This is a genomic window from Lysinibacillus sp. NPDC093210 (genome assembly GCF_044753985.1).
Taxonomy (GTDB): domain Bacteria; phylum Bacillota; class Bacilli; order Bacillales_A; family Planococcaceae; genus Lysinibacillus.
This window is the reverse complement of record NZ_JBIVOE010000001.1, coordinates 372410-396148: the sequence shown is the minus strand read 5'-3', so window position 1 is coordinate 396148 and position 23739 is coordinate 372410. Positions and strand designations below refer to the sequence as shown.

Annotated in this window: 21 protein-coding genes; 13 read left to right on the top strand and 8 right to left on the bottom strand. The window is 37.3% G+C overall.

All coding sequences use genetic code 11. The annotated features are described in order from the left end of the window. Positions 1-99: 99 nt before the first annotated feature. Complete coding sequence (locus ACIP9C_RS01955; protein ID WP_401008139.1) at positions 100-1038, top strand: arginine deiminase family protein; 939 nt, start codon at positions 100-102, stop codon at positions 1036-1038. A gap of 14 nt (positions 1039-1052) precedes the next feature. Continuing rightward, complete coding sequence (locus ACIP9C_RS01950) at positions 1053-2378, top strand: amino acid permease (RefSeq protein WP_401008137.1); 1326 nt, start codon at positions 1053-1055, stop codon at positions 2376-2378. On the opposite strand, the gene ACIP9C_RS01945 is transcribed toward ACIP9C_RS01950, so the two are convergent. Then, entirely contained in the window at positions 2375-3145 is a 771-nt protein-coding gene (locus ACIP9C_RS01945; protein ID WP_401008135.1) for a YqcI/YcgG family protein, read from the bottom strand. The genes ACIP9C_RS01950 and ACIP9C_RS01945 overlap by 4 nt on opposite strands. 521 nt (positions 3146-3666) lie before the next feature. Here ACIP9C_RS01945 and ACIP9C_RS01940 point away from each other — a divergent pair. Next, positions 3667-3795 carry a hypothetical protein gene (locus tag ACIP9C_RS01940; protein ID WP_401008134.1) on the top strand — a complete coding sequence of 43 codons (129 nt, stop codon included), beginning with the start codon at positions 3667-3669 and terminating at the stop codon, positions 3793-3795. A gap of 64 nt (positions 3796-3859) precedes the next feature. Here ACIP9C_RS01940 and ACIP9C_RS01935 read toward each other — a convergent pair whose 3' ends face one another. Beyond that, complete coding sequence (locus ACIP9C_RS01935; RefSeq protein WP_401008132.1) at positions 3860-4312, bottom strand: MarR family winged helix-turn-helix transcriptional regulator; 453 nt, start codon at positions 4310-4312, stop codon at positions 3860-3862. A 118-nt stretch (positions 4313-4430) separates the two neighbouring features. Here ACIP9C_RS01935 and ACIP9C_RS01930 point away from each other — a divergent pair, with 118 nt between their 5' ends. After that, the gene (locus ACIP9C_RS01930; RefSeq protein ID WP_401008130.1) at positions 4431-5018 is read left to right on the top strand and encodes an NAD(P)H-dependent oxidoreductase; all 588 of its coding nucleotides are present in this window, start codon (positions 4431-4433) and stop codon (positions 5016-5018) included. Between the two features lie 32 nt (positions 5019-5050). Here ACIP9C_RS01930 and ACIP9C_RS01925 read toward each other — a convergent pair whose 3' ends face one another. From ACIP9C_RS01925 to ACIP9C_RS01915, 3 genes are read right to left on the bottom strand one after another with little or no spacing between them, the layout of a single operon-like run. Then, positions 5051-6136, bottom strand: coding sequence for a HAMP domain-containing sensor histidine kinase (locus tag ACIP9C_RS01925; protein WP_401008128.1), 1086 nt, complete (start codon positions 6134-6136; stop codon positions 5051-5053). Continuing rightward, positions 6133-6813, bottom strand: coding sequence for a response regulator transcription factor (locus ACIP9C_RS01920; RefSeq protein ID WP_401009164.1), 681 nt, complete (start codon positions 6811-6813; stop codon positions 6133-6135). Before ACIP9C_RS01920 ends, ACIP9C_RS01925 begins: the two co-directional genes overlap by 4 nt. A 17-nt stretch (positions 6814-6830) precedes the next feature. After that, a complete protein-coding gene (locus ACIP9C_RS01915; RefSeq protein WP_401008126.1) occupies positions 6831-8582 on the bottom strand; it encodes an ABC transporter ATP-binding protein in 1752 nt (583 codons plus the stop codon). 311 nt (positions 8583-8893) lie between these two features. On the opposite strand from ACIP9C_RS01915, the gene ACIP9C_RS01910 reads away from it, so the two are divergent. Beyond that, positions 8894-10147, top strand: a complete 1254-nt coding sequence (locus tag ACIP9C_RS01910; protein ID WP_401008124.1) for an MFS transporter — start codon at positions 8894-8896, stop codon at positions 10145-10147. A 175-nt stretch (positions 10148-10322) separates the two neighbouring features. Then, positions 10323-11099 (top strand): MerR family transcriptional regulator, encoded by a 777-nt coding sequence (locus tag ACIP9C_RS01905; RefSeq protein ID WP_401008123.1) that lies wholly within the window; start codon positions 10323-10325, stop codon positions 11097-11099. Between the two features lie 108 nt (positions 11100-11207). Here ACIP9C_RS01905 and ACIP9C_RS01900 read toward each other — a convergent pair whose 3' ends face one another. Further along, a complete protein-coding gene (locus ACIP9C_RS01900; protein WP_401008121.1) occupies positions 11208-13076 on the bottom strand; it encodes a multicopper oxidase family protein in 1869 nt (622 codons plus the stop codon). A gap of 346 nt (positions 13077-13422) precedes the next feature. Here ACIP9C_RS01900 and ACIP9C_RS01895 point away from each other — a divergent pair, with 346 nt between their 5' ends. The 7 genes from ACIP9C_RS01895 to ACIP9C_RS01865 all read left to right on the top strand — a co-directional run bounded on the left by ACIP9C_RS01895 (position 13423) and on the right by ACIP9C_RS01865 (position 20098). Further along, entirely contained in the window at positions 13423-14844 is a 1422-nt protein-coding gene (locus ACIP9C_RS01895) for a tetratricopeptide repeat-containing diguanylate cyclase (RefSeq protein WP_401008119.1), read from the top strand. A gap of 427 nt (positions 14845-15271) precedes the next feature. Beyond that, entirely contained in the window at positions 15272-15754 is a 483-nt protein-coding gene (locus ACIP9C_RS01890; RefSeq protein ID WP_340825084.1) for a cell wall elongation regulator TseB-like domain-containing protein, read from the top strand. A 16-nt stretch (positions 15755-15770) separates the two neighbouring features. After that, positions 15771-16964: a pyridoxal phosphate-dependent aminotransferase gene (locus ACIP9C_RS01885; protein WP_401008117.1), complete on the top strand. Its 1194-nt coding sequence runs from the start codon at positions 15771-15773 to the stop codon at positions 16962-16964. A 28-nt stretch (positions 16965-16992) separates the two neighbouring features. Next, complete coding sequence (gene asnS / locus ACIP9C_RS01880) at positions 16993-18288, top strand: asparagine--tRNA ligase (RefSeq protein ID WP_401008115.1); 1296 nt, start codon at positions 16993-16995, stop codon at positions 18286-18288. A gap of 93 nt (positions 18289-18381) precedes the next feature. Next, the gene (locus ACIP9C_RS01875) at positions 18382-19110 is read left to right on the top strand and encodes a DnaD domain-containing protein (RefSeq protein ID WP_401008113.1); all 729 of its coding nucleotides are present in this window, start codon (positions 18382-18384) and stop codon (positions 19108-19110) included. A gap of 14 nt (positions 19111-19124) precedes the next feature. After that, the gene (gene nth, locus ACIP9C_RS01870; RefSeq protein ID WP_401008111.1) at positions 19125-19787 is read left to right on the top strand and encodes an endonuclease III; all 663 of its coding nucleotides are present in this window, start codon (positions 19125-19127) and stop codon (positions 19785-19787) included. Next, positions 19784-20098, top strand: coding sequence for a YpoC family protein (locus tag ACIP9C_RS01865; RefSeq protein ID WP_401008109.1), 315 nt, complete (start codon positions 19784-19786; stop codon positions 20096-20098). The genes nth and ACIP9C_RS01865 overlap by 4 nt, the downstream gene beginning before the upstream one ends. 170 nt (positions 20099-20268) lie before the next feature. On the opposite strand, the gene ACIP9C_RS01860 is transcribed toward ACIP9C_RS01865, so the two are convergent. Together ACIP9C_RS01860 and recU are read right to left on the bottom strand one after the other, a co-directional pair. Continuing rightward, on the bottom strand, positions 20269-22929 hold the full coding sequence (locus tag ACIP9C_RS01860; protein WP_401008107.1) for a PBP1A family penicillin-binding protein: 2661 nt from the start codon (positions 22927-22929) through the stop codon (positions 20269-20271). Beyond that, positions 22926-23576 (bottom strand): Holliday junction resolvase RecU, encoded by a 651-nt coding sequence (gene recU / locus ACIP9C_RS01855; protein WP_401008105.1) that lies wholly within the window; start codon positions 23574-23576, stop codon positions 22926-22928. Before recU ends, ACIP9C_RS01860 begins: the two co-directional genes overlap by 4 nt. Positions 23577-23739: the final 163 nt, after the last annotated feature.

The following is a 23739-nucleotide window of genomic DNA, read 5'->3' as shown; positions in this document are numbered from 1 at the left end:
GTTTATGGTGTGTTTTTCAAGTTAATGTTACTTCGTATAATCTTAATGTTGATGGTAACGCTAACAGAGATAGTAAAGAAAAAAGGGGGAGATAACACCATGTATTCATTTCAACCAAGTTGTTGGTCAGAACATGGAGAGCTTACGGCTGTGATGCTTTGTGCGCCTTCCAGTTTAGATGTGCCAGATTTAAAAACAGCAGAAAATGTGCAATGGAGCGCACCTGTTGTACATGCACAGGCAATGGAGAATTTTATGGAGTTGAAGGGCACTTTACAGCATGCAGGTGTGCAAGTATTTGATTACTCAACGGAACTACTAGCAGAAGCACAGCAGCTAAGCGAACAACTTCTAAATCGTTATTTTGTGCGTGATCTTGCATGTGTATTTGGCAAACAAATGCTGCCGGGTGAAGCAGGTAGTTCTATTAGACGTCCTGAATATGGACATGCCCATTCATTACTTGAAAAGTGGTTTCCTCAAAACTTTAAGGCATTTAAGGAAACTGGCGATGTATTGGAGTTTGGGGATGTGATGGTATTGAATAAGGATGCAGTGCTGATCAATATTGGCGTACGGACAACTAAACAGGGTGTGGAACGTGTGAAGCAAAGCATATTTGAAGCAGGATTTTCTGAAATTGGCATTATCGACTTGCCTCGGAGCTCAGATACACTCCACTTAGATATGAATTGTAATGTTGCTAACGAAGATGTTGTAATAGCGAAAAGCTTTATGCGATATTTTCCTGTATATGTTATGACAGCAAGTACCACACGCTTTGATATGACGGAACAATTTTTTAATCGTCATGGCTTCGATGTCTATTGGCTAGAAAAATATAATACGATTCCTGATATCAATTTTTTAAATTTAAACCCTGAGACATTGTTAGTTAGTAAAAAAGCTACAAAACAGCAATTTAAAAAACATCCAATATTACAAAAGAAAAACATTATTGAAATAGAAGTGACAGAACTTGAAAAAGGCGGTGGGGGTATTCGCTGTATGACGTTACCATTGGTGCGGAAATTGTAAGAGGGGTGATTGGAATGGAGTCAAAAACAAGCAATGGCCAAATGCCTTGGTGGCAGTTGTCTTTATTAGGTGTAGGTTGTACATTAGGGACAGGTTTTTTTCTAGGTACAAGCATGGCAATTGCCAAAAGTGGGCCTGCTGTTTTAATTCCATTTATATTAGCAGCCATTGGAACGTACCTTGTCTATGATGCACTTGTGAAAATGTCTGTTGCCAATCCAGATAAAGGGTCTTTTCGTACTTATGCTAAACAAGCATTTGGCAATTGGGCTGGCTTTAGTAATGGATGGGTATATTTGATTTCGGAAATATTGATTATGGGTAGTCAATTAATGGCATTGGGGATTTTTATGCAATTTTGGTTTCCTGCCTTACCGCTATGGATGACGGCATCTGGTTTCGGTGTACTTGGTTTGCTCATTATACTTACTGGCATGAAAGGCTTTGAAAAGTTTCAAAATATATTCGGGGCGATGAAGACAGCTGCTGTCGTGATGTTTATCATAGTTGCTGTCGTCCTTCTATTAAAAGGAATAAATAGTGAGCCAAAGCAAATAAATGCTTTTGTTACTAACTTTCAAGGTTTTTTTGCAGAAGGTGTAAAGGGCATTTGGCTTGGACTACTGTATGCTTTTTTTGCTTTTGGTGGCATAGAAGTGATGGGGCTTCTAGTAATTGACTTAAAAGATCCCAAGCAAGCACCGAAAGCTGGAAAAGTGATGATAATCATACTGACAACGATTTACGTAAGTGCCCTCGTATGTGCGCTTGTGTTAGTAGGGTGGGAAACATTTACAATAAATGAAAGCCCGTTTATTACCGCCCTTACAGATTTTCACATACCATATGTAGCAGATATAATAACCGGTATTTTAATTATTGCTGGATTTTCCACGATGGTTGCTTCCTTGTACGCAGTGGTAACGATTTTAACGGCTTTAGCAGAAGATCATGATGCGCCATCGATATTAGCGAAAAAAGGGAAAATGAAAGTGCCGTTACCTGCATTTCTTTTTCTAACAGGTGGTTTACTTGTCACCATTGTGATAGGCTTTCTTATCCCAGAAAAGATTTTTGAATATTTAATAACGGCAGCTGGGTTAATGTTAATCTATAATTGGCTTTTTATATTAGTGACGTATGCAAAGCTCATGACATTAACGAAGTGGCAACATGTAAAAAATGTTGTTGGGATGCTACTAATAGCAGTAACAGTTTCGGGTACATTAGGTGACAAAACAAGCAGACTCGGTTTTTACATAAGTCTACTTTTCATAGTCATTATTGCTGTTGCGACATTTATTGTTATGAAGAAACGGAGCAACAATAGCTCCGCTTAATTATTTCTCTCTTTTGGAAAAGTTAATTGAAGATTTCCCCTTAAAAATGGACATGTTGAGGGGCTATGCTCATCATCGCTTAAAAAATATTGTTTCCATTCATAATTATCCTTTTGCCCATACCATTTTAAGTCTGGATGACCTGGAATTGCGTCATACAGATCGATGCGCTTCCTTATTAGCCTTTTTAATTTTTGGCCAAGCACAGTTGTGTCATTAATGTCTTCAAACACCCAGCGTGGTTGAAAGGCCATAAGCAATGTTGAAGAATGGCGACTTTTTCGAAGTTGGTGGGCAGGTGTTGCACAAAATACAAAATAAGGCTCCCCATTAAAACAAAATTCCCATGTATGAACAGAAGGATCGGAGGGAATTTCGCTAGGCCATTCTTTTTCATCAAATGCAGTAACGTTGTTTAGCACTGTCCAAAATAGGGCTCTATAATCCTCTACCTCATAATTTTCAAGCATATCCTTTGGCGTTTCGAAAAAAATAGCATGCGAGGTATATTTTCCTGCAGATCGGGCGCAGTTTCCATATTCCTTTAAGCAAGTTGCTAACGCTTTCTCTGATTGTAGATCTCGGGGATCTCCGATAAAGCTGAAACGTAGTTGATTCGATAAAAAACCTGTTCTAGCAGGAATACAGGGGAACGTATTTGCTTCATCTGCAATCATTAAAGAAAAGTCTTTAAAGGCGTTCTGTTGCCATAAAGGAAGAGACGATAAATGTTGATCAAGCCAATTTTTTTCAAATACTACTCCCACATTAGTCACCTCCTTTATACATCATTAGACTATTAAAGGAGGGGCTAATCGGTGACGAATTATTAGGGATTATTTCTAACTAGTCGCCTTAGCACGGTATATTGTCATTTACATAAATGTGACAAATCCATACAAACTCTTTCCTGTACAATGAAACAGAACATGTACAAGCAGAATAACGATAAGACGTTGTGAAACAATGATCTTCAGTGCATGGGCAGGTGAAAATTGGTGTTATCTTTTTTGAAATTTAAAGGTATGTAAACTAATTATTGAATTTTATCGCTTCCCATTTTTCGGTTTTTCCTATGTTAAATAGGTTGTCATTTTTAAAAACGTCAGCATTGGATTTACAAGCCTTCCTATATTAAATCAAGACTTATTTATCGATTTTAATGTGATGAGTTATAAGTCAATAATCGCAACTAAACTATTTGAAAATTTTATTTATTTAAACTGACCTCATCATCGCTTCTTTTTTCTTTGATGTACAAAAGTTAAAAAAGGAGAGAATTTTAATAATGCCAAAATTACTTGTTGGAGATATATTTGCATTTTTTGCTACATTAGTTGCAATTTCAATTTCACTAACAATTATTGGTTTATTAATCTACATAGCTAAACTAATTAAAAACCTTGAAAAAATGTGACCTCAAATCAAATCGCATTTGAGGTCACATTTATAGTCTGTCCTAACAATATAACGGAAGTAAATCATGCGTCTTTAAGTGTACCTTGTTGTTTAAAAACCTTCTGCTGCAAAATATCTAATGCGTGCTTAATTTCTTCTAAATCTTCTTCTGAAACATCTTGAATAAGGTGTTGAAAACGGACTTCAATACATTGAAATGCCTCATCCATCATTTGTTCGCCATCTTCGGTAAGGCGCACATAATGCTTTCTTCGATCCTCTGTATCGCTCATTTTTTCAATTAAATTTTTTTCTTGTAGTTTCTTAAGCTCTCGACTTGTGTTCGGTAACGACATTTGCTGACAATCACTAATTTCAGTAGTCGTAATAGGTTGGCTTACTTTTATATGTTCAAGAATTTTATATTGAACAGGGGTAATGGCGTCTGTTTTAACGTTTTGTGTTAACTCATTTGTTACTTGATGAACGTTTGCTGTAAATGTAACAAATTGATTGAATAATGCATTTTTGTCCAAATATATCACCTCTTACTGACAAGATAACAAATAACTTATCTTAAAACAATTATCATTTGACAACTAAAAAAGTATTGCGTATTATTTACTTATCAAATGATAAGTAATGGAGGCCGTTATGAAAACATTAATTATTTATACGTATCCAAATCATCAAAGTTTGAATTATTCCTTTTTGCAGGAAGTAGTTAAAGGGTGCAATGAAAATCCGTACATAAACGAATTACAAGTGGTTGATTTATATGAAGAAAAATTTGATCCGATTTTACACTTTAATGAACATAGACGACGTCGTGATATGTATCGTGATCCAAAACTAGAGAAATATAGAGAACAAATAACTTGGGCAGATAAGATTGTTTTTGTTTATCCAATTTGGTGGGGAAGACCACCAGCAATGCTTTTAGGCTATATTGATCAATTATTTGCATCCAATTTTGCCTATAGAGATAAAAAGGGGTTGTTTCCCGATGGTCTCTTAAAAGGGAAGTCAGTCGTTTGTGTTTCGACAATGAAAGGCCCTACTAAATATCCGCTATTATGGTTGAATAATGCTCACAAAGTATTGATGCGAAAAGCATTGTTTAATTTTGTTGGTATTAAGAAAGTGAAGTTTTTTGAATTTGGGAATATGGAAAGTAAAAAGGGAGGACAACAAAAAAAGTTAGCAAAAGTTTATCAGTATTTTAGACAAGTAGCGTATTAGAAGAAGCGAAAGAGCATAGGGGTGAACAACTTTCACAACCTTTGCTCTTCCTTATTTGTAGCAATGTTATCTAAAGGGAGTGTTATCAAAAAATTTGTTTGTTCAGCAAGTTTACTTTGGACAGTAATAGTACCCTTATGCATGTCAATAATTTTTTTGACAATGGATAATCCGAGTCCACTACCTCCGTTTGTAGCGATTCTTGATTGATCTGCTTTATAAAAACGTTCAAAAATATGCTTTTGCTGCTCATCTGTTAAGCCGATGCCGTTATCACGAATGCTCACCATCACTGTGTCATTTTGGGCGGTCATCAATATACGGATTTGTCCATTATTATGTGTGAATTTGATGCTGTTACTGAGTACATTCATCCACACTTGGTTCAATAAGTCCTCATCAGCCTTAATCGTTATGTTTTGTAATTGAATATCAATATCAATCTGTTTTTCTAACCAATTAGGCTCAAGGGCTAAAACAACATTCCGCAACTGTTTATCTAGTCGATAGTACTTGGGTTCAAATGGATGGTGCTGTGATTCTAATGACGTTAGCTTTAATAAATTATCACTGATTTTTGATAGACGATGACTTTCCATTTCGATAATGGCTAAATAGTGCTGACGTTTCTCTTCAGTTAAATCCATATTTTTTAATGCCTTTGCAAAACCATTAATAGATGTGAGAGGCGATTGAATTTCATGCGAAACATTTGAAATAAATTCTTGACGCATACGCTCTAATTCGCCTAATTCAATCGCCATATGATTAATCCCACTTATTAGTTGGCCAAAATGATCATTTTCATCATCAGACATTTTATCTAACTGTACATTGAAATCTCCTTTAGCCATTCGTCCAATGGCATCAACAATCGTATCCCAATAATTGCGCTGTCTTTTTAAACCAATTAAAAAAATGCAGGCTGCAGTGCAAGCAAATAGTACAAATACACCAAGAACTGTAGTTAATTGTCGCCAAAAACCTTGAAAATGTATGTCCACCCGCTGAAATAGCCAAGAAGTTACGTGGAAGGAAATAAAGGCAAATAATATATTCGCTAACAGAAACACGATAAAAATCATTAGGAGCTTAAAGAAAAATTTCCAATATTTCATAATGCTAATTCCAAGCGATAGCCAAGTCCACGAATCGTACGGATTGAGAAGCCACTTTTTTCTTCGGGGAATCGTTCACGCAACCTTTTAATATGCACATCTACGGTACGTTCATCGCCTTCATAGTCAAACCCCCAAATTTCTTCAATTAGCTGCTCACGGGAAAATGTCTTTCCCGCATAACTCGCTAATGTAAATAATAGGTCGAATTCCTTTAGGCGTAACGTAGTGCTTTCACCGTCATACAATAGTTCATATGTATGGCGATTCATTTTAACATTTCCGATTTCAATCGTTTGAGAGAGCGCAATTCGATACCGTTTTAAAATGGATTTAACGCGAACAATTAATTCGACGGGTTCAAATGGTTTGACTAAATAATCGTCTGTCCCTAGGTTAAATCCTTTTACCTTCTGTGCTGTTTCACCTTTGGCAGTTAGCATCAAAATCGGTAAATCACTGTTGAATGTCCGGATTTCCTTGCATAATTGCCAACCGTCCATTTTAGGCATCATAATGTCCATAATTACCATGTCGACTTTTTCTGTATCCAATTTGGACAGTGCATCTACACCGTCCAATGCTTCGATTACGTCAAAACCTTCATTTTGTAAAAATACTTTTACTAATTCTCTAATATGGTCATCATCATCCACAACTAATAGTTTTGTCATGATCACAAATCCTTTCGTCTTTATTCTTTAATTCGCAATTGTTGTTTAGCAAACTCTCTATACATATCGTGTGTTTCAAATAATGTATCATGTGTCCCGCAGCCTGTAATATGGCCTTTCTCGATAAATAATATTTGGTCGGCATCCACGACAGTAGAAAGACGGTGGGCGATTACGAGTGTTGTTCGTCCTTTCATTAAATTATCCAGTGCTTTTTGTACGTAGATTTCTGAATTACTATCAAGGCTAGAAGTCGCTTCATCAAGCATTAAAATTTGAGGATTACGTAACAAGGCTCTAGCAATCGAAATTCGTTGTCGTTGTCCACCTGAAAGCTTTATTCCTCGTTCGCCGACTTCGGTGTTAAATTTATCTGGCAGTTCATTGATAAATTGATCAGCGTAGGCCATTTTCGCCACTCTTTCTAGTTCCTCGTCTGAAACATCTCTTGCAATCCCATAACAAATATTTTCACGAATCGTTCCTGATAGAAGCGCACTTTCTTGTGCGACATAGCCAATTTGATTTCTCCATGAATGAAGAGAAAATGTATCAATCGGTGTATCGCCAAGTGTAATCAAGCCATTTGTTGGTTGATAATAGCGTTCTAACAGCGCAAAAGTCGTCGTCTTTCCGCCGCCACTTGGCCCGACAATGGCTGTGACTTGACCTGGTTCAATTGTAAAATTGATGTTAGATAAAATAGGCTCCTCACCATAGGCAAAGTCTACATGTTGGACATGAATTGGTTCATGAACAGTGTCTAATTGTCGTCCTTCATAAATATTTTCTTCGTCATGCTCAAGTAAAGCGCTGATTCGTTCTGTTGCCCCCATAGCTTTTTGTAGCTGGGTAAAGAACATCGTTAATTGCGTCATTGGCATAATGATTTGAATTAAATATAGAATAAAGGCAACCATATCACCAGCTGTAAGTTCACCAGATGAAACACGAACACCACCATAGCCAATGATTGCTACAAGTACACTCATTAGTACAAATGAAATTAAAGGTGAAATAAGCGCATGGATTTTTGCTTCTTTCAGTCCGAAATTAAATAGATTAGTAATGCCTTTTTTGCCCCGTTCATATTCGATGTTCTCAGCATTTGAAGCTTTTACTAAACGTGTTTCAGGTAAAACTTGATTGAGAATAGCTGTAAATTTAGCGGTTTCGTCTTGCATACCTTTTGAAATGACAAACATACGCTTTCCTAATAACATTAAAATAATCATCGCGAGTGGAACAGCAATGAGCATAACTAATGTCATTTTCCAATCTAAAAATAATAGAATGATTACAGAACCGACAATTGAAATAACACCTGTTAAACAATTTGCAAGATGTTCAGTAATTAGCTCTTTCACTACAGCTGTGTCATTTGTTACACGACTTAACGTCTCACCAGTATCGTTATCATCATAATAAGGGATAGGTAAATGAAGCAATTTGCGCCATAATTGATCTCTCAATTTTGCTACAACCTGATGGCCAACGCGATTTAAAAAATAAATGGAAAGTCCGCTCGCGATGGCTTGTACGATAAAAGCAATTCCTAGTAAAATAATTTGCCAATAATTAAGGGATTGTAACGAAAAGCCATCGACCAATTTTTTAGTGAATAGTGGCACGATAAATCCTACGCCAGTTGTCGCTATACTCATACATAAAGCGATTATTAACAATAGCGTCGGTGGCTGCGCTTGTTTTACAAGCCCCACAAAGCGCCGCCAATTTTTTATTGGTACTTCTTTAGTTGTTGTGTTATTCATTAATAATTATCCTCCTTGATTACGGTAAACAATAGAATCATTGTTTGTGTGACTTTACTATAGCATGCATTTATGAACTGAATATGAAATGAAAAGCTAATAAAAATCTGCTTTCACAACACCCTAGTACTTTCCGTTAATGTGCGCAATAAGAAAAGAATAAAGAGGTTTGTGTGCACTAATGTAAATTACAAAAATATAAATTTTTTTAGATAATATGGATATTATTGTTATTGTGATTTATACATGTTATTTCATTCAATTATTATTTTTCTAATCAGTAGATTAAAAGACAGGAAGGTGTCTCTCAGATGCAACCACAAGTTCATCGTAAAGGTTTTTCGAAAGACTTTAACTTAATGGTAGTGGGGCAAATTATATCGATTTTAGGTTCTGCCCTATTACGTTTTGCTTTATCCCTTTATGTTTTAGACATTACAGGGCGTGCAGATCTTTTTGCTATTTTGTTTGCCATATCGAATATCCCTTTTTTGTTGTCACCACTTGGTGGTGCGATTGCTGACAGATTTAATCGACGTAATTTAATGGTCATTTTTGATTTTATTAGTAGCATAATTGTTTTTACCTTTTTTTTATTGTTAGTTGGTGGTAATACATCAGTGCTAATAATAGGAGTTGTGATGGTTCTGCTTGCAACGATTAGTGCTATGTATGCGCCTACTGTAATGGCGAGTATTCCAGTACTGGTTGAGGACAACAAATTAGAGCAGGCCAATGGCATTGTGAACGGTATTCAAGCATTGTCAAACGTAGCCGCCCCTGTTCTAGGAGGAGTACTTTACGGGGTAATCGGGTTAAAAATGCTGGTTGTGCTAAGCGCGATTTTATTTTTCTTATCGGCTCTTTTAGAAATGTTTATTAACATGCCATTTGTAAAAAGGGAGCAAAGTGAACATATACTTCCTACATTAGTTAGAGATATGAAAGTAGGGTTTATGTATGTAGTGAAGCAATCTTTTATTTTAAAATGTATGATATTAGCCGCATTACTGAATTTAATTTTGACCCCTGTATTTGTTGTGGGGAGTCCGATTATTTTGCGAGTCACTATGCGAAGTAGCGATTCACTGTACGGTATTGGAATGGGGCTAATTGATTTTGCAACAATCCTAGGGGCACTGTCGATTGGTATTTTTGCGAAAAAAATAGGGATAAACAATTTATATCGTTGGATTTTCATTACCGCATTATTGGTCGTGCCGATGGCTATGTCTGTTATGCCCTTTGTGCTTGATATGGGGTACTATCCATCTTTCATTCTATTTATTTTCAGCGCTGTGTTGATTGCCATGATTATGACGATTATTTCAATTTTTGTCATCACCATGGTTCAAAAGAAAACGCCAAATGAAAATTTGGGGAAAGTAATGGCGATTATTATGGCCGTTTCACAATGCATGGCACCAATAGGGCAAATATTGTATGGTGTATTATTTGAAGTATTTAGTTTAAAAGTTTATGTCCCAATTCTCTTTATTTGTTGTGCTATGCTGCTAATGACAGTAGCAACGAAGAAAATATGGAGACATGATGAACTAGCTTAATAGTAAGTGCTGAATATCCATCACCTTCTAATAATTGTTGTGCGTTATCGTACATTCATTTACTTAGAAGGTCTTTTCAGTATACTTGTCTAATCAATGAATTACATAATAGAAAACTTACTTGACCATCAAGTAAGTTGAAGGTTTACCATGGGAATTGAAAGGTGTGTCGCTCTTGCATAACTATATGACCATTCAGGAATTTTCTAATAGAACAGGAATTTCAAAAAGTACGTTGCGTTTTTATGAAGCGAAAAATTTATTGTTGCCCGTAGAACGGAGAGGAAATGGATATCGCATATATGCATCGCATCAAATTGCAATAGTGAAATTGATTACCACTTTGCGTATAGCAGACGTACCTATTAAGTACATACAACATTACTTACAAGAAAATGACGAAGTAGCTCGTCAAACAATGATGGATAATTGGATTCGCACTTTAAAGAAAAAACGGGAGCTCATCGATGTTAGCTTAAGGTTTTTAGAAAGTGATTCAATTCGAGAGGATATCTATCTAATCGATAAAAACGAAGAAAAAATAATTTGGTTTATGGAGCAATCCACAACGGGTAAGTTTGGCGAACATTTTGCGAAAAGAGCCAATGAATTAAAGCAAAACAATATTCAAATTAACAGCTATTATGTAAATTATTTATCAGGACAAGATTTGATAAAAGTACAAATCGGTTTTGGTGTAACAGAACAGGCAAATATAAATAGATTAACTGGCGTTGATTTTATCGAGCATATGCCTGCTTGTATCTGTCTAGCGCTAGCATTCAAAGAACATCTAACGGAAATAAAAGGAGGGTATCAAAAATTACTACAATATGCCCTCGAACATAGTTGGGTGCCAACCCGTTCAATTCTCGAGTGGTATCGTGGGGAAGATTTTACGCAATTAGATTTATTATTGCCTGTTATTCAATTGGAGCGCAATGAGAAATGAGGAGTAAACTAGCTAAACCTATCTATTTTACAAACTGAGGTATTCGACAGTGTTAACGTCAGATACCTCGGTTTTTTTGGGGGCATTATACAGGCAAGATGCAGATTGCTACGAGCGTCTTCTCCGCCATCTATTTGCCATGTTAGGTTGTGTTTGGCTTCTTTTTGAAGGATAAATTGGTTGAGGTATAAACTGTGAGACATTCTGTGTATGAGTGGCAACTTGTGGCAATGTCACTTTAGTAACTGACAAATCTTGCTTGTCAGCCACTGTAGGGACGTGCTGTGTTGGATCGGTTGTCGTAGCAATGCTATGAGCACTATTCAAAAGTGGGGCAGTGTTCTCATTATTATTTGAAATTGTTGTTACTGTGGCACTATGGTTATCTGGAATATGCTCTATTTTGACATGTGGCTCCGATATGGGATGAACATCTTTTATCACGAGAATTGGTCGCATCATATCATGATCCTCGTGCTCAAGAAAATGGCAATGCCACATGTAATTTCCGATATGATCTTTCCAATGCATAATAATTTTTGTAACCATCCCTGCATCAGCTTTTACAGTATCTTTCCAGCCTCTCTCAAAGTCACGTGGTTCTTCAGCTGGACCAGTAAATTCAAGCCTTCCTTCATTTTGATAGAGCTCCATATCGAATGGCCGTCGTTCAAGTATTTTAAATTGGATTAAATGTAGATGGATGGGGTGTATAAATGGAGTGGCATTAATGAAATTCCAGACTTCTATACTATCAAGAGACGGCTTTTCAGTTGCGGGATCATGGTACATACGATCATTTAATAATAGCATTGGTCTTCCAAAATCATCTGTCGACGCACTTAAAGGTAAGTCGCGTTCGATATGTGCATGATGCGGATGTAAATCCATTGAAACGGCAAGCCTTTCTGGAATTTCACTCGTATCTTCACAGCGCAAAGGGCAATTTACTTTAAATTGCATAATTACGCTCGTATGCTCATCAACAAAATCTGTATCCCCATTAATTAATGTTATTTCCTGACCTTCACACTTTGAAAAGTCAATGATGACATCCGTTCTTTCAGCAGGCAATAATTCCACAGTGTAAATTTCGTTTGGGGCTGTTAAAAAACCACCATCTGTTCCAAGCTGGATCATAGGCTGCTCATTAGAAAGGCTGATGACATAGCCTCTTCTATTCGAGCCATTTAGAAAACGAAAACGATATTTGCGGGGCTCAACATTTAAATAAGGCCATACTTTACCGTTCACAACAATTGTATTCCCCACAAAGCCTGGTGTAATCGATGGATGAACTGGCACAGGAAAAGGTGGTTCATCAGGATAGAAGAGAGAGCCGTCTTCATTAAAGGACCTATCCGCAATTAATAGTGGATATTCATAATCACCGCACGGTAAGTTTGAGCGCTCCTCAATTGTATCTCGAAGCAAGTAGAATCCAGCAAGACCTGCGTAAACATTTAAGCGCGTTAATGCCATTGCGTGGTCATGGTACCACAACGTTGTACCTGGCTGATGATTCGTGTATTCATGTATTTCTTTATTGAATTTGGGACCAGTATACATATAGTCTCTTGTATACCAAGCCTCAGGATGGCCATCACTTTCCCAATCAACATTAGCTCCGTGAAGATGTGTTACAGTTCTAACCTCTTGTGAATCATTGGCTGCATGGAGAGTAAAATCTACAGGTAAAAAATGCCTTGAAGGTAATTGATTTTTGTATTTGACATAAATCGTTTTGTCTTTTGAGGCCTCAATGGTTGGTCCTGGGTAAAGTCCGTTATATCCCCAAATAGTGGATTTCGGAAAGTTCTTATGAAAAGAATGTTCCGCTTCCATCATCTGCAACTCATAATATTCTTTCTTCGGCTGGCCGCTACTGTATTTTGGCTTTGCAATAACAGGCTTCGGTAGTTCATCTACAAATTTAGGAATTGTTGCTGGATCTGATGGATTAATATTTTTATTCACAACATCACGTCCCTCATATTTTTACAAAAAAATATTCAATCAACTACATCATATGGGTAAAAACAATGAGAAACGAGGACAATAATGGAATTATTTGTGCTAATATATATAAAAAAATATTAAATTTCAAAAATTTCCGCAAATAAGCTGTTATTCTAGCCCTTTAGAACATGGCATGAATACTCCATTCTAAAACATTATCATTCGATATATTTAGTAATTTATGGGATATGCTTGAAATGACGGACGAGGACATGGACTTCGCTTATAATTAATGTATAGGCTAACTGCTACATTAAAGTATTATGGATAAGGAAAATTCCGAGCATAGAGAAGTGGTGATTATTTGGAGCTAACATTAGAAGAATTAAATAAAACAATCATGGAAATGCGGACGAAAGGGCGTTTAACAGAAGCTCTAAATCTTGCTGAACAGGGACTTTTAGTAGCATTAGAAAATGATAATCATAAGCATGGACTAGATTTATTCTTCCAAAAAATATTAATTCATCATGCTCTTGGCGATACATTAAGCATGGTGAGCCACATCCATGACTATGAGGCGTGCTGCCAAAAGTACGGCACGACAAAGGATTTTATGAATTACTATCTTGTTATGTCTTTAATATACGATTTAGTTGGTGTCAGAGAAAAAACAGTGGAAATGACCAAAAAATCGATTGAATTTGCTACACAGCTAAAAGATATTAAAATGCTTGTACGTTGCTATAGCAATCTGTGTTATCTTGAAGTCGAAAATGGTTGTTATCGGGAAGCTCTTAATGCTGCTTTTATTGCAAGGAATTATAATAAGGAGCTTGCGAAAACACAGCCAGAATTGGCCAAGCTACAAGAAATTCGCATTAATAATAATATGGCTGATGTGTATATTCTAGAGGGTGATTTTGACACTGGTCAAGCATTATTAGATCATACATTGAATTCGGATATTATTCAAAATCATAAACGAGAAAAGGTAGCCGCCTTGTTTGGCTATGGCTTTTTATATGAACATCAACAAAAGCTAGAAGAAGCGGTGAAATATTATAAGCAAGCGATAGATTTAGCGCAATCATATGGCGATAATCCAATTACCAAAAGGGTCATGCGTATGCTGTTAAATGTTCTTTATCAATTGGATTACCGAAATGAGATTTTTGATGTGCAAAGAGCTTATATAGAGCTTACAGAAAAAATGAGTGCTGACAATTTGCTTCAGCAAGTCATGAACTTAGATTTTAATAGACAAAAAGAGAAACTGGAAAAAAGGGCACTCTATGATCCCTTAACAGGTGTCCTTAATCGTCATTTTCTAGATAGCGAGCTAAATGATTGGTTGAAGGAGGCACAAATTTCTCAGCAATATGTTTGCGTAATTGTCCTCGATATCGACTATTTTAAAGCATACAATGATAAGTATGGTCACTTGTTAGGTGACATGGTGCTACAGCTACTTGCTACTGGATTAAGGGATTTTTTACGTAATGAAGATGCGGTCATTATACGTTATGGTGGAGATGAATTTATTGTTTGTCTTCGTCATGACAATAAGCTGTTTATCAATGACTTTATTAAGGAACTACATGCCTATATTTTAACTTTAAAAGTAGAACAAGACTTTGATAGTTATCCGTTAAAGATTAGTTTAGGCGCCTGTATGAATGACCAAGAAAATTATGAATACATTCAGCTTTTTAAGCAGGCAGACCGCAACTTATACAAAGCGAAAAATAATGGTCGTGCAAACTATGTCATCAGCTCACTATAATAAGTCTATCAAATGATATAGCCTCGTTCCCACTGTCAACAAAAGGCAGTGGGAATCTATTTATTTATAATTTGTGACTTTTGTCCTTATCGGTATAGTAAAAAAGTGTTTTTTTTACAAATATACACCTTTCTTTAGTGTGAAAAAAATAGGAACTTTTGACGATAAAGTACAGTCTTTTTTAGTGGAAGAGAAAAAAATGAAAATCACTCCTCGAATCATTTGAAAACGCTGGTTTATCAACGTACAATAAATGAAATTAGCAAACACGACAAGAGAATTTTGGTGTATAATGTTGTGGTATGAGGAAAGAAAGCAGGTTGACAAAAATGGTAAGCAAAATGAAAGTGTGCGCAGTTATAGACACGCAAAAATATCAGGCATTCTTAGCGAAAAAAAAGCTAGGTGTGAAACATAAGGTGAATATATGAAAAACTGGTTGATTTTCATTTCTGTCTTTATGGTTTCCTTGTCACTTGTCATTAGTATTTTAGTACTCTGGAAAGCCGAGGCTCCATTTAGTTCAATTGAAGAACAGGCTGAACAGTTGGCGCTTGATGCCAAAGCCCTAGCAATTGTCACGGAGTCATACACATATAATGGCAAACATTCGTATGTTACTGTGTTCGGGGTAGACGAATACGGTGACAAAAAGGCTGTCTTTGTTCCAACGAATCTAGAAGAGGATTCCATTCAGGAAGTATTTTTGAAAGATGGTATTACGGAAAAGCAAGCATTATCGGTTTTTAAAAATGAAGGCAATGTCCAAAAGGTTCTTCATATGAAGTTAGGCTATGAGGAGGTAGGGGCTGTTTGGGAAATTTCTTACCTAAATAATCACGATAAACTCAACTATGTCTATATTTTATTTAAGGACGGCGACTGGTGGAAGCGCATTAAGAATTTATAAGAGGAGTAGATCCCGAATGAAAAAATTATTAGCAAACCGAGTGAAAACTTTAACACCATCTTCAACATTAGCAATTACTGCAAAAGCAAAAGAATTAAAAGAGCAAGGTATTGACGTAATAGGACTAGGCGCTGGTGAACCTGACTTCAACACACCGCGCAATATTCTAGATGCGGCTATTGAATCTATGGAAAAAGGTTTAACTAAATATACTCCTGCTGGCGGTCTGCCAGTGCTTAAGAAAGCTATAATTGATAAACTTCAACGCGACAACAATCTTACATATAAACCGAATGAGGTTATCGTAGGCGTTGGGGCAAAGCATATTCTTTACACTTTATTCCAAGTAATTTTGAATGAAGGCGATGAAGTAATCATCCCTATCCCTTATTGGGTATCGTATCCAGAACAAGTAAAACTAGCAGGCGGTGTGCCAGTATATGTTGAAGGGACACGTGAACAAGGCTATAAAATTACTGCAGATCAATTACGTGCAGCTGTTACCGATAAAACAAAAGCAGTTATCATTAACTCGCCAAGCAATCCATCTGGTATGATTTATTCTCGTGACGAGCTAGCAGAACTTGCTGCTGTTGCAGAAGAAAAAGATATTTTAATCGTGTCAGATGAAATTTATGAGAAGCTTGTATACAATGGTATTGAGCATTTTTCAATTGCGCAACTTTCAGACGCAATGAAAGCACGTACAATCGTAGTAAATGGTGTAGCAAAATCTCACTCTATGACAGGCTGGCGAATCGGGTATGCAGCAGGTGATGCAGACATTATTAAACCAATGACTGACCTTGCTTCACACTCTACTTCAAACGCAACAACAACTGCACAATATGCAACAGTGGAAGCGTATAATGGACCTCAGGACACAGTAGAAGAAATGCGCCAAGCATTCGAATCTCGCCTTGAGAAAATTTATCCACAAATTAGTGCAATTCCTGGCTTCAATGTATTAAAACCGCAAGGCGCATTTTATTTATTACCAGATGTAGCAGAAGCAATGGCACATACTGGCTATGATTCAGTAGATGCATTTGCTGCGGATATTTTAACAGAAGCAAACGTAGCAGTGATTCCAGGCTCTGGCTTTGGTGCACCAACTACTATGCGATTATCTTATGCTACATCTTTAGAATTATTGGAAGAGGCAGTCCGTCGTATTGATGCATTTGTAAAATCAAAATGGCAAGACTAATCCTTCTAACCAACTTTGGAGGATTTCTATGAAAAAAATTATGATTCAAGATATGCCACAGCATATCGGAGAAACAGTCAAGCTAGGTGCTTGGTTAGCTAACAAACGTTCAAGTGGTAAAATTGCTTTCTTACAACTACGTGATGGTTCTGGCTTTGTACAGGGCGTTGTTGTGAAGGAAGAAGTAGGCGAAGAAATTTTTGCAATTGCAAAGGGTATGACGCAAGAAACTTCGATGTACGTTATTGGAGAGGTGAAAGCTGACGAACGTTCAAGCTTCGGTTGTGAGCTAGCAGTAACAGGAATTGAAGTGTTACATGCAGCAACAGATTTCCCAATTACACCAAAAGAGCATGGTCCTGAATTTTTAATGGATAACCGCCACTTATGGTTACGTTCTCGTAAACAACACGCGGTAATGAAAATTCGTAACGAAATTATTCGTGCAACTTACGAATTTTTCAACAACAATGGCTTTACAAAAATGGACCCACCAATTTTAACTGGATCAGCACCTGAAGGTACTTCTGAGCTATTCCACACAAAATATTTTGAAGAAGATGCCTACCTTTCTCAATCTGGTCAGCTTTATATGGAAGCGGCTGCAATGGCTTTAGGGAAAGTTTTTTCATTCGGTCCAACGTTCCGTGCTGAAAAATCTAAAACACGCCGTCACTTAATCGAGTTCTGGATGATCGAGCCAGAAATGGCGTTTGTAGAATTCGAAGAAAACTTAGAAGTACAAGAACAATATGTGGAACATATTGTGCAGTCTGTTCTGGCAAACTGTACTCTAGAATTAGAGCGACTTGGTCGTGATACATCGACGCTTAAAAATATTAAAGCGCCATTCCCTCGTATTTCATACGATGATGCCATTAAACTATTACATGAACAAGGTTTTGATGACATTGAATGGGGTGATGACTTCGGTGCGCCACATGAAACAGCAATTGCGAATTCATTCGACAAACCTGTATTCATTACGTGCTACCCAACAGGTATTAAACCATTCTACATGCAGCCACATCCAGATCGTGATGATGTAGTATTATGTGCCGATTTAATTGCGCCAGAAGGCTACGGTGAAATTATTGGTGGTTCGGAGCGTATTCATGATTATGATCTATTAAAAACTCGTCTTGAGGAACATAATCTATCATTAGATGCTTATGCATGGTACTTAGAGCTACGTAAACAAGGCTCAGTACCACATTCTGGCTTCGGTCTAGGGCTAGAACGTACAGTGGCTTGGATTTCTGGAACAGAGCATATTCGCGAAACTATTCCATTCCCACGTCTATTAAACCGTTTATACCCTTAATCGGTTAGCAACAAAAACGTAAACAATTTAAAAGTCGCGTAGTGAAATTTCTACGCGGCTTTTCTACTTACTAGAAAAAGGAGTCATGTCTACATGAATACAAAAAATAATCGACTCCGTACATGGACCGAGCAGAGAACTATACAAATTCCTCAGCTCTTTTTTCAGTTTTATAAGGAGTTAAATATTGAGGATGATGAGGCGCTAATTGTGATGCACTTACTTGCCTTTCATGTGGAAGGAAATGATTTTCCTACACCAACAGATTTGATGAATCGTCTTACGATGCCTAGCAATGATATTACTTCTCGCTTACAGCGTCTAATGCAAAAGGGCTTTCTTGAGATTACACGTGATGTCGATTCAAATGGCACGCTATACGAAAAATATTCGGTGTACCCCCTTTGGGAACGTATATTGCAGATGATTGAAATGAAAGAACAAAAAAATTCCGCAGCTACACTTCGTCAAGAAGAGGGTGAAGTATTCCGTTTATTTGAAGAGGAAATGGGGCGTCTTTTATCTCCTTTAGAGCTAGAAAAAATCGGTTTTTGGCTAGATGAGGATAAACACAGTCCTGCGCTTATTAAAGAGGCGTTAAAGGAAGCTGTGTTTGCTGGTAAATTGAGTATTCGCTATATTGATCGGATATTATTAGAGTGGAAAAAGAAAAATATCACGACACCACAAGCTGCACATAAACAAGGCGAACAGTTCCGTGAGAAACAAAGCTTGAAAAGACCGCCAGCACGTACATTACAGCAAGAAACACAGTCGACAAACAGAGTACCATTTTATAACTGGTTAGAAGAAAGAGAATAGGGGGCTTTTAGGGAATGTTAACAAAAAAACAGTGGGAGCATTGTCTAGCTGAAATGGACCGCATGTTTCCTAATGCGCATTGTGAACTTGTGCATGACAACCCATTCGAGCTGACAATCGCCACGTTATTATCTGCACAATGTACGGATGTACTTGTCAATAAAGTAACGAAAACGTTGTTTCAAAAATATAAAAAGCCAGAAGATTATTTGTCAGTGAGCTTAGAAGAGCTACAACAAGATATTCGTTCAATCGGTCTTTATCGCAATAAGGCTAAAAATATTCAACTTCTATGTGAGCGACTTTTAACTGAATATGATGGGCAAATTCCCGCAAGTCGTGAAGAGCTCGTGACATTGCCAGGCGTTGGTCGTAAGACGGCGAATGTTGTATTGTCAGTAGCTTTTGACATTCCAGCACTTGCCGTTGATACACATGTAGAACGCGTATCGAAACGATTAGGTTTATGTCGCTGGAAGGATTCCGTGCTTGAAGTGGAAGAAACAATAATGAAGAAAACACCAATGAACAAATGGTCGAAAACCCATCATCAGTTAATTTTCTTTGGACGCTATCATTGTAAGGCACAAAATCCGAACTGCCAAACATGTCCGTTACTCAACGATTGTCGGGAAGGGCAAAAGCGTTTGAAAAAAGGGCTGGTGAAGAATGCATGAACATTGATGCAATATCAAAAGAAAAAATAGATGAATGGTTTACAGAATGGACAATGCTGGAAGCTCAAATACATGCTGCCCATGATGCTCGTAACGGGGAAGCAAAAGGACTCATGGAAGAGGCTATCATGTTGTTTGAACGTTTAGTTATCGAAGCAGGTGAAGAAGTAATGCCGATTAATGGGGGTGAGCGTATGACCTTTATTAAAACGAAACCAGGTCAATATGCGTGTTATCGTCAATTAGATGAATTATTTAAAGAAACAAAAAAACGAACAGCACGCTTGCGTTTACAGGCAACGAAAAACTAAGGAAGAAAAAAGTACGTAGAAGATGCATACGAAAAAATCACATACTATTAATAGAAAATGGGTTGTCCTTTAAGTTATATAGAGGACAACCTTTTTATTATGAAAAAACAGGTGTAGAAAACATTTTGTTTTCTACACCTGTTTCATTTTAGTGAGTACCTTTTAAATCGTTACTCACCGTCATCATTATCGTTATCATCGTTTGGCACTACAGGGTCGGTTGGCGTAACAGGAGGTTGGCTTCCGTTATTGTTGCCGTTGTTACCGCCATTCCCGTTATTGCCATTGTTACCATTTCCGTTATTGCCATTGTGATTGCCGTTGTTACCATTGTTACCGTTATGATTACCATTATTGCCTTGATCAGGCTGTGTTGGTTGCTCAATGTCCGGTTCATCTGGATCCTCAGTACCTAAATCTTCATCAGGCATACTCGTTATCTGGAAGGATGTCGTTCCAGGTTCACTTCGCGTATCATCCACAATCGCTACGACAGAAATCGTGTAATTACCGTCTTCTAATGTGTTGCTAACCGTTAAACCTTTACTCTCAGTTGTTCCAAGTACAACCGTTTCTCCACCTTCTCTTGTAGCAGATACTTCAAAGGTAGTCGGCATTGGTTCATCCGTTTCTGGGTCAAGAATCGCATCATGTTCCCAGCTAATGTTGATAGATTGCCCAGCCAAATCTAAACTTGCACTTACATTGTAAGGTGTAGAAAGTTCTGGAGCTTTGTATTCATTTGAAACTTCTGTAGGTTCTGTACCACGAACAAATAGCTCTGTTTGACGTAATTCACTTGGTGTATAGTCACTTGCTAATTTGAGTGGGCTAGAGCCTACTTCAATCGTAGCTTCTACAACCGAGCTTGGTTTTTTGAAACGTTCTGTTTCAATGTTCGCAGAAAGATCTCTCATAATATTTTTAAATAAATTTTGTGGTAATCGGCGTTCATCCCAAGTTGTAATTGGGTCAGAACGTTTTTCGTAACCACTCCAAATAGCAATTGAATAGTTGGTAGTGTAACCAGCAAACCAAGAATCTGGCACACTTGTACTTGGTAAATTATATTTGTTAAACTCATCGTTTGAATAGTTTGTTGTACCCGTTTTACCAGCAATATCTAAACCTGAAACATTTGCTGCAGTACCAGATGCATCTGGTTTATTGCTGACAACATCACGCAACATGTCTGTTACCATGTATGCTGTATATTCTTCCATGGCAACATTTGACTTTGGTGTATAATCTTTCGATGATTTACCATCGCGATAAACAATTTTTGTAATGGCATAGGGGTCAGTGTAAACACCGTTATTCCCAAATGCTGCATAAGATGCTGCCATTTGAATAGGAGACAAGGTAATGTTACCGCCACCAATGGCATCTGACTCGACAACATTCTCTGTATCAATACCTAAACGACCAATAAACTCTTTCGCTTTATCGGCGCCAACTTCTTTAAATGTTTTAACAGCGGGCACATTTCGAGAAGCATATAAAGCTTTCCGTGCTGTCATAGCACCAAAATATTTACCATCCCAGTTTGTAATGGTTTGATTCGTACCTGTATATTTCATTGGATCATCGACAAGTGTTTGACCTGTTGACCATTTTAAATATTCAATTGCAGGACCGTAATCTAGTAATGGTTTCATTGTAGAGCCAGGATGATTCATTACTAAGTCATCTGCATAGTTAAAGCCGCGGTTCCCATAGTTTCGTCCACCGCCGACTGCTTGAATTTGACCTGTTTTTGTATCGACAACAGCAACACCTGATTCAATGTTTTCTGTCGGGAAATTACTGTCATCATTCATGATGTTTTCGACAATTTGCTGAGCATTTGGATCAAGTGTTGTGTACACTTTAATGCCCTCAGCCATTGCAGTGCCATCACCATTTTCCTCAAGCTCATTAATAACGATATCTAGAAAGGCATCGTATTTAGAGCCAGCAAATGTTTGGCGTGTAGCGTCGTCTGCAAGACCTGCTTGCACATCAACTTTTTTCGCTTCTTCCATTTCAGCTTTTGTAATTTTTCCATGCTGGTACATTAAGCCTAAAACTGTATTGCGTCGTTTTTCTGCCAGATCTGGATTTTTTAATGGATTGTAAGCGTTCGGACGCTGCACTAAGCCTGCTAGTAGTGCTTCTTCATCCAATGTTAAATCTTTTAACTCTTTACCATAGAAATATTGAGCAGCTGTACCGAAGCCATAGATACGGCCTGACATCAACATTTTATTAAAGTACATTTCAAATATTTCTTCTTTTGAATATTTACGTTCAAGCTGGAATGCAAGCCATGCCTCTTGTGCTTTACGTTTTAATTTTTTCTCATTTTGTAAAAATGAGTTTTTGACAACTTGCTGTGTTAAAGTGGAAGCACCTTGTGCCCCAAAGCCATCACGGAAGTTGGCAAGTATTGCACCACCAAGGCGATAAAAATCCATACCATGATGTTTAAAAAAGCGAACGTCTTCTGTTGCTAGAATGGCGTTAATCATATCTTCAGGAATTTCATCGTATGTTACGTATTTTCGGTTTTCAGCACCGATTGTGGCGAAAACTTCACCGTTTTTATCATAAAACTCAGATGAAACAGGGTCCTTTAGTAAATCTTCATTAAGCTCTGGTGCAGTGCTTGCATAATAAGCAAAAACACCTGCTCCGCCGACCAAGCCAACCACTCCTATGATAAGAATCGTTAGGACAATACGCTTCAACCAGGTTTTGGTCGAAGATTTTGCTGCTTTCGGCGCTTTCTTTTTATTTTTTTGAGCGAGAGCCTTTTGATGCTCTCCGCGTGTTTGACGACGTTCACTCATTTTTTTATCTCCTCACTTTCAGAGCCATGACTTGTTGCTTCAATGAACTGCTGAAGAACGGGTAAATAATCGATACGTGGATAATAGCTTGTTGGAATTTCATAAGCTTCCTTTTCGATGGTTGAAAAGGGAATCGATTTTCGTTCACCATTGTCCATTGCATGCCAGGCCTTTTGTAAAACTTCGTATGGCACTAAAAAATAACGTTCAAAAGCTGAAAAACGAACGATAATAAATGCCACACCGTTGTGTTCCTTCACTTGCTGCATATGTTTCATTTGATGTCCATGTATATTTTTTAATGGAAAGCTCGTCTTGGATGCGGTTTCCTTAGCATCAAAATCAATATAATGCCCATTCCAAACGCCATTATAGTCAGTTGTAGAGGGCGTTCGGAAATAAGCTTCACGAATTACAGCAGCACTTCGCGACGGATACTCTACTTTGACGATTTGTACGGGAACAGGTTTCTTATGAATAATAGCAAGTTGCCTTTCTAAATAAAAGTCGTTTGCTTCATTTATTTCATCCTCTAACGTCTTCCCTCGATTACTATAGGAAAAATCCTTTGTTTTCCCCTTTTTCTTAGCTTTTTGAATAGCTGGAGCAGGGGTGTAGACTTTACCATTTGGATAACGAATTGTCACTTAGCTCACCTTCTATAATACTGCTATTATACACAATAGTTTACCATGATTCAGTATAACTTCACCACAGGTAGAACGTGGCGCTAAAGATAGTTTACTATTGCTGATAGATTTGCATGATTCGCTGTTTAAAGTAGAAATTTCGCCAATAAAACAACTGCGT